5 protein-coding genes are annotated in these 6,676 nt (G+C 71.7%); 3 read left to right on the top strand and 2 right to left on the bottom strand.

Going from position 1 to position 6,676, the window contains the following annotated elements:
• Positions 1–118: 118 nt before the first annotated feature.
• A complete protein-coding gene (locus ACGFIV_RS15680; protein ID WP_392835349.1) occupies positions 119–1,690 on the top strand; it encodes an alkaline phosphatase D family protein in 1,572 nt (523 codons plus the stop codon).
• Between the two features lie 163 nt (positions 1,691–1,853).
• On the opposite strand, the gene ACGFIV_RS15685 is transcribed toward ACGFIV_RS15680, so the two are convergent.
• Positions 1,854–3,365 carry an FG-GAP repeat protein gene (locus tag ACGFIV_RS15685; protein ID WP_392835352.1) on the bottom strand — a complete coding sequence of 504 codons (1,512 nt, stop codon included), beginning with the start codon at positions 3,363–3,365 and terminating at the stop codon, positions 1,854–1,856.
• A 145-nt stretch (positions 3,366–3,510) separates the two neighbouring features.
• Complete coding sequence (locus ACGFIV_RS15690; RefSeq protein ID WP_358556504.1) at positions 3,511–4,056, bottom strand: ATP-binding protein; 546 nt, start codon at positions 4,054–4,056, stop codon at positions 3,511–3,513.
• A gap of 256 nt (positions 4,057–4,312) precedes the next feature.
• On the opposite strand from ACGFIV_RS15690, the gene ACGFIV_RS15695 reads away from it, so the two are divergent.
• Positions 4,313–5,677, top strand: coding sequence for a helix-turn-helix domain-containing protein (locus ACGFIV_RS15695; RefSeq protein ID WP_392835356.1), 1,365 nt, complete (start codon positions 4,313–4,315; stop codon positions 5,675–5,677).
• Positions 5,674–6,585, top strand: a complete 912-nt coding sequence (locus ACGFIV_RS15700) for a phosphotransferase enzyme family protein (protein ID WP_392835359.1) — start codon at positions 5,674–5,676, stop codon at positions 6,583–6,585. Before ACGFIV_RS15695 ends, ACGFIV_RS15700 begins: the two co-directional genes overlap by 4 nt.
• Positions 6,586–6,676 lie beyond the last annotated feature (91 nt).

The raw sequence follows: 6,676 nt of genomic DNA on the forward strand, positions 1-6,676 counted from the left end.
CTCGGCGTCGGCGGGCGTTCAGCCACGGTGGGTAATCCGCTTGCCTGTCCCGCAGCTGTTCACGTGGACGACATCACGACCTCGCCCGCAGGTCAGCCGGGCCGCCTGCACTTGAGTCGTGGAGCAGAACCCCTCACGCAGAGTGTTCATGATCGCCGCCGCCGCGGGAGCAGGGAGCCTGATCCTGCCCGCTTCGGCCGGCGCGTCCACCCCCGCTTCGTGGCTCGCGCCCGCGCGCGCGGGCCGTACCGCACCGGATCCGTTCACGCTGGGAATCGCCTCCGGCGACCCGGCGGCGGACGGATTCGTGCTGTGGACCCGTCTCGCGCCCGCCCCCCTCGCCGAGGACGGCCACGGCGGCATGCCGGGCCGCGACGTCGAGGTGGACTGGCAGGTCGCCGCCGACGAGCGGTTCCGCCAGGTGGTGCGCACCGGTACGGCGACCGCACGCGCCGGGTCCGCGCACACGGTCCACGTGGAGGTCGAGGGACTCCAGCCGGGACGGGAGTACTTCTACCGGTTCCGGGCGAACGGTCATCTCTCGCGGGTGGGACGCACCCGTACCGCGCCGACCACGGCGAACTCCCTCAGTTTCGCGGCCGTGTCGTGCGCGCAGTACGAGCACGGCTACTACACGGCCTACCGCCGGATGGCCGAGCAGGACCCCGACCTGGTGGTCCACCTGGGCGACTACATCTACGAGTACTCCGGCGGCGTCTACACGGCGGCGGACGGCAACGTGCGGCGCCACGCGGGCGGCAAGCTGCAGACGCTGGCCGACTACCGGGTGCGGCACGCGCAGTACAAGACCGACCCCGACCTGCAGTTCGCCCACAGGAAGAGCCCGTGGGTCGTCATCTTCGACGACCACGAGGTCGAGAACAACTGGGCCGGCGACAACCCCGGCACGCTCGTCCCGGGCTTCGCGGCCCGCAAGGCGGCCGGATTCCAGGCCTACTACGAGCACATGCCCCTGCGCAGGTCCGCCGTCGCCCGCGGCACGCACATCAAGATCAACCGAAGGATCGAGTGGGGCTCGCTGGCGACCTTCCACATGCTCGACACCCGCCAGTTCCGCGACCACCAGCCGTGCGACGACGGGATGCGGTCGGGCTGCGACGAGCGCCTCGGCCAGGAGCGGGTCATGCTGGGGGACGACCAGCTGAAGTGGCTGGCCGGGGGCCTGCGCTCCTCGCCCGGCACCTGGGACCTCATCGCCCAGCAGATCATCGTGGGCCAGCGCGACTACCACCTCGGCCCCGGCAGGGAGCTGAACGTCGACGCCTGGGACGGCTACCCGGCCGAGCGCGACCGGCTGCTCGGCGCGCTCTCCTCCTCGGGGGCGGGCAACCCGGTCGTGCTGACGGGCGACGCCCACGTGGCCTCGGCCGCCGATCTCGTGGCGGACTTCGACGACCCCGAAGCCGAACGGGTCGGGGTGGAGCTCGTGAGCACGTCCATCTCCAGCGACGGAGACGGCTACCACGACCCGGCCAGGGACGCGGCGCTTCTCGCCGAGAACCCGCGGCTGAGGTTCGTCAACGAGCGCCGGGGCTACATCATGTGCACGGCCACGCCGGAGGAGCTGAAGGCCGACTTCCGGACGCTCGACTACATCAGCCGCAGGGGCGCCCCGGCCAAGACCGCGGCGACCTTCACGATCCCGGCGGGGGAACGCGTCCTCACCTGACCGGCCCGAGTCCCGTGGGCGGCCGATCTCACCTCTCTTGTCGTCGGGGTGGAGCCTCATCCAAGGGCGGAAACTCATCCAAGGGAAGAGCTTGATCCAGGGGAGGAGCCTCGTCCAGGCGTGGAGGGGAATCGCAGGGTGGAGCCGGGCAGGAGCGATCCGTTCAGGGGGCGACGGCGAAGCCGAAGAGGCCGCCCGCGTCTCCCGTCAGCAGGCGGGCGTCCGCCGGGCGCAGCCCGGTGTAGGACCCCTTCCTCACGCTGGAGGGGATCAGCGTGACGCGTCCCGCGCCCGGGGCGCCGACGACCAGGCCGGAGCCGGTGATCGCGACCGTCGAGCCGTACAGGTCGCCGGGGTGGCCCTTCCTCCCCCTGACGATCACGTGGTGCCGCGCCGTCAGCCCGCCCGTACGGGTGCCGGCGAGCACCAGGACCATGCCACTGCCGGGAAGCCCGATGGCCAGCTCCGCGTCGCCGTCCCCGTTGAGGTCCCCTGCGGCGAGCGCCGAGCCGAGCCGGTCGGTGTTCAGGCTGGTGCCCCGGATGCCCTTGGTCCTGCGCGACCAGAACTCGCTGCCGATGGCGGTGAGCCCCCGGCCCGTCCCGTAAAGGACGTGCACGCCGCCGTTGCCGTACATCGGCCCGTCCTGGAAGGCGTCCAGGCCCTCTCCGGGGACGCCGACGGCCAGGTCGTCGCGGCCGTCATGGTCGAAGTCCCCGGCGGCGAGCGTCGCGCCGAAGGCGTCGTACTTCTCGGCCTCGCCGGACACGCCGGGGCTGTTCTGGGTGTAGACGCCCGCCTGCCTCGCCCGGAGGTCGGCGATCGTCACCGAGCCGCCTCCCGTGGTGGTGCCGACGGTGTCGCCGGGAGCGCCCACCGCGAGCTCGGCCTTCCCGTCGCCGTCGAAGTCGCCGACCGCGACGGCGGCGCCGAACTGGTCGGTCTCGGAGTGGTCCTGCGCCACCCATGACGTCGCCTGGGTGATGAGGGTTCCCCTGCCGTACGGCTTGCGCCCGTTCAGGCCGAAGACCCCGGCTCCGCCACCCTCGTCCAGCCCGGGGATGCCGACCACCAGCTCGTCGTCCCCGTCGCCGTCGAGGTCCCCGGCGGCCAAAGCCGCCCCGAACCGGTCGGTGTCCCTGTCCCGGCCGAGCCGGGTCACGTCGAGCGTGCCCGCGGGCTTCAGCCCGTGGGCCGTGCCGTACATGAGGTGCACGATGCCGTTGCCGTCGGCGCCGTCCGGCACCGGAGTGCCCGCGAACTCCTCCGACGCGCCGATCGCGAGGTCGGCGCAGCCGTCCCCGTTGAAGTCGCCCCGGACGACTGCGGACCCGAACGAGTCGCCGCGCTCGGGCGTGTCCGCGATCCCGGAGGTGCCCTGCGAGAGCACCGTCTCCTTCGACGTCCCGCGGAAGAGCGTGACCGTCCCCGCGCGCGTCTGGCCGTCCACGGTGTCGTACGGCGCGGCGACGGCCAGATCGGGCGTGTCGCACGCCAGGGCGCCGGCGCGCGACGGCACGACGGCGGCGTGCGACGGCACGACGGCGGCGTGCGACGGCACGACGGCGGCCACGGCATGGGCGGGTGAGGCGGCGTGGGCGGGCGAGGCGTGGACGGCGGGGACGATCACCAGGGTCGCGGTGGCGAGCAGGCGGGACGCGCGCGAGGCACTCATACTCCGGATCGTCTCCCCCGATCCGGACATCCGGCCCACCGCAGCGTGAAGTTCCCGCGTCGGCGACCTGAACGGGACATCGTGAACGACGCCGCAGGTCGTGAAGCGTTCACCGGCGATAGTCAGGCATCGTCAGCCCGGACGGTCATCGGCTCCCAGGGGTCGGCAGGGCGAAGGCGACGGCCTTGCCGGCCGTACCCCCCACGGACATCGTGGTGGGATAGGCGTAGCAGTGGCCCCCGGAGAGCGTGTGGGCGAGGAACAGCCCGCGCCCGCTCTCGGCGAACGGCCCGAGGTCGACCTCCTCGGCCGTGTGCAGGTAGGCCAGCATGGCCGGGATCTCGCCCAGCTCCTGACGGCCGTCCACCATCTCGCACCACATCGGGATGCCGCTCAGGCAGTGGATGCGAAGCTCGTACGGGCCGCACGCGTGCTTCTCCGCGTTGGCGGCCAGCTCCGCGACGATGATCTCGGCGTCGCCGATCGCGTCCGGGGTGACCCCCGCTCCCGCCAGCGCGTCGCGCACGGCCGCACGGGCGCCGCGTGAGGCGGAGCCCGCCCGCAGCCTCGTGACGAGTACGCGGAAGGTGTCCTGGCAGGGGACGCGTGGCTCGTCGCCGGGCCGGCGATCTGCCGCGAGGACCCCGGTGTGGTGGAGAGCCTCCTTTGGGACGGGCTGCTCGGCGCGCATGAGCTGATCACTCCTTGTTGATACTGGACCGATGAGCAGTCGGAGGAAGCGCGCGGTGATCCCCCCGGGGTGTGAATTCCAGGGTGAGGGAAGTTTGCGCTGGGTGGTAAGACGTGCCACCGATACCCATCCCAGGTCTACCGGCGATTGGCCAAACCGATCTGCCCGGGTGATAGGTGCGACCGTTATTCCCTCGGGGACCCCCTGGGACCTGGGTTAATTGAGCGGTCAGCGGACTGGCGGTCGGAAGGTCAGCATGAACGTCACGCATGTGAGCGAGCAGGCGATCAGCTTCGCCATCTGGGAACGACCCCAGATGCGCCAGGCCCTCGCCGTGCGCGACATCGCCACGGTGTACCTGCTCCTTCAGCGCGTCGGGGTGTCCCAGCGCAGGATCGCGGCGCTGACGGGCCAGTCCCAGTCCGAGATCTCCGAGATCCTCAACGGGCGCCAGGTCATGGCGTACGACGTGCTCGTGCGCATCGCCGACGGCCTCGGCGTCCCGCGCGGGTACATGGGGCTGGCCTACGACGACGCGTCCCAGGCCATGGCGGGCCCGCTCGCCGGCTTCCAGGACGACGCCGACGAGGACGAGCAGGTCCGCCGGCTGCTGGCCCACGCCGCCCAGGTCACCATCGGCGCGGCGGTGGCGACGGTGGACGAGTGGCGCCAGCCGCTGGCGCGCGTCGACACGCCCGTCCCGGCCAAGATCGGGGACGCGGAGGTCGAGCAGGTCGAGACCGTCACCCAGTCGCTCCGCGCGCTCGACTACCGCTACGGCGGCGGCGTCTGCCGGGACGCGGTGGTGGCCCAGCTCGCCTGGTCGCAGCACCTCCTGCAGGCCACGTGCACGGAGAAGGTCGGGCGCCGGCTCCACCGCGCGCTCGCCGACCAGCACAACCTGGCCGGCTGGACCTCCTTCGACGTTGGCCTGTACGGCGCCGCGCGCAGGCACCTCGCTCGCGCCCTGGAACAGGCCAAGCACGCCAAGGACCCGTCGCTGGCGGCCAACATCCTCTACCGGATGGGGCGCGTCCACCTGCACCTCGACCGCGTGGAGGACGCGTTGCGGTTCTTCCAGCTCGGCCAGATCTGCGCGCAGGACGCGAGCTGCGAGCTCACCGTCGCCATGCTGTGCGCGAACGAGGCCTGGGCGTACGCCCTGCTGGGGGACGAGCGGCTCGCCATGAAGTCCATCAGCCGGGCTCGCGACGAGTACGCCCGGGCCGACCGCGACACGGCGCCGGCCTGGGTGCGGTTCTTCGGGGACGCCGACATCGCGGCGGCGAGCGGCATGACGCACGCCAGCCTCGCGCAGACCCACCCCGGCCACCTCCCGAAGGCGGCCGCACTTCTTTCCAACAGCGTACGGAACCGAGATCAGAACATGGCACGAAGCAAGGTGTTCGAGTTGATAGGACTGGCGACGGTTCAGCTCCGGCTGGGCGAGGTCGAGGAGGGGCTGGAGAACGGGAACGAGGCCGTCACACTGGTGGCCCAGATCAGGTCGGTGCGGACCATCGACCGCCTGGCCCCGCTGAGGGACGCGGCGGCGGAGCGACGGCACGAGTCGGGCGCGCGTGAGCTATGCCGGCGGATCAAGGGTCTGCAGATCGTATGAGCATCACGACCATAGATCCATCCGGCGGGCTGACCCGCGAGAACCTCCGCTCACTCCTCGCCGCGGTCTGCGCCGAGACGGGACTGGATCCCCGGCGGGCCGAGCTGATCAAGTTCACCAACAACGCCGTGTTCCGGCTGCGTACGGCCCCGGTGGTCGTGCGCATCGCCGGCTCCACCGCCGCACGCGAGCGGGCGGAGACCGTGGTGCGCGTCGCCCGGTGGCTGGCCGGTCACGGCTTCCCGGCGGTGCGGCTCCTCGCGGGGGTGGAGCAGCCCATCCAGCTGTACGGGCAGATGATCACTCTGTGGGAGCACATCCCCGAGACGGGGATCCGGCCGGACGGCGCCGATCTCGCCATCCTGCTCAAGCGCCTGCACCGGCTTCCCGGCCCGCCCGCCGACCTGCCGCTCTGGCGTCCGATGGAGGAGGTCCGCCAGCGCCTGGCCGAGCCGGAGGACCTCGACCCGGGCGACCACGCGTTCCTGCTGGGGGAGTGCGACGAGGTCGAGGAGCAGCTCGCGGGGCTGCGCTTCACGCTGCCGCAGGGTGTCATCCACGGGGACGCGTTCATCGGCAACCTCATCGCGGGCCCTCGCGGCCCGGTGCTGTGCGACTTCGACGGCACGACCATCGGGCCGCGCGAGTGGGACCTCGCCCCCGTCGCGGTCGGGCGGCTCCGTCTCGACTACGTGACCGACGACCACGCGATGCTGGCCAAGCACTATGGCGTGGACGTCATCGAGTGGGACGGGTTCCCGGTGCTGCGCCGCCTTCGGGAGCTGAAGCTGGTCACCAGCGTGCTTCCCATCCTCCGCAGCAACCCCGGCATCCGGCCTCAGTGGGAACACCGCATGCGGACCTTCAGGGCGCGCGATCTCACCACCCGATGGCAGCCGTACCGCTAATGGAAGCTACCGGGTCGGCTGATCGGGCAGACTCGGTGCCTGGTAGCCGCGAGTGAGTGAGTACTTCCAACCGCTGGACCGATCTTGAGTC

It is taken from the genome of Sphaerisporangium sp. NPDC049003, assembly GCF_043197795.1.
Classification (GTDB): domain Bacteria; phylum Actinomycetota; class Actinomycetes; order Streptosporangiales; family Streptosporangiaceae; genus Sphaerisporangium.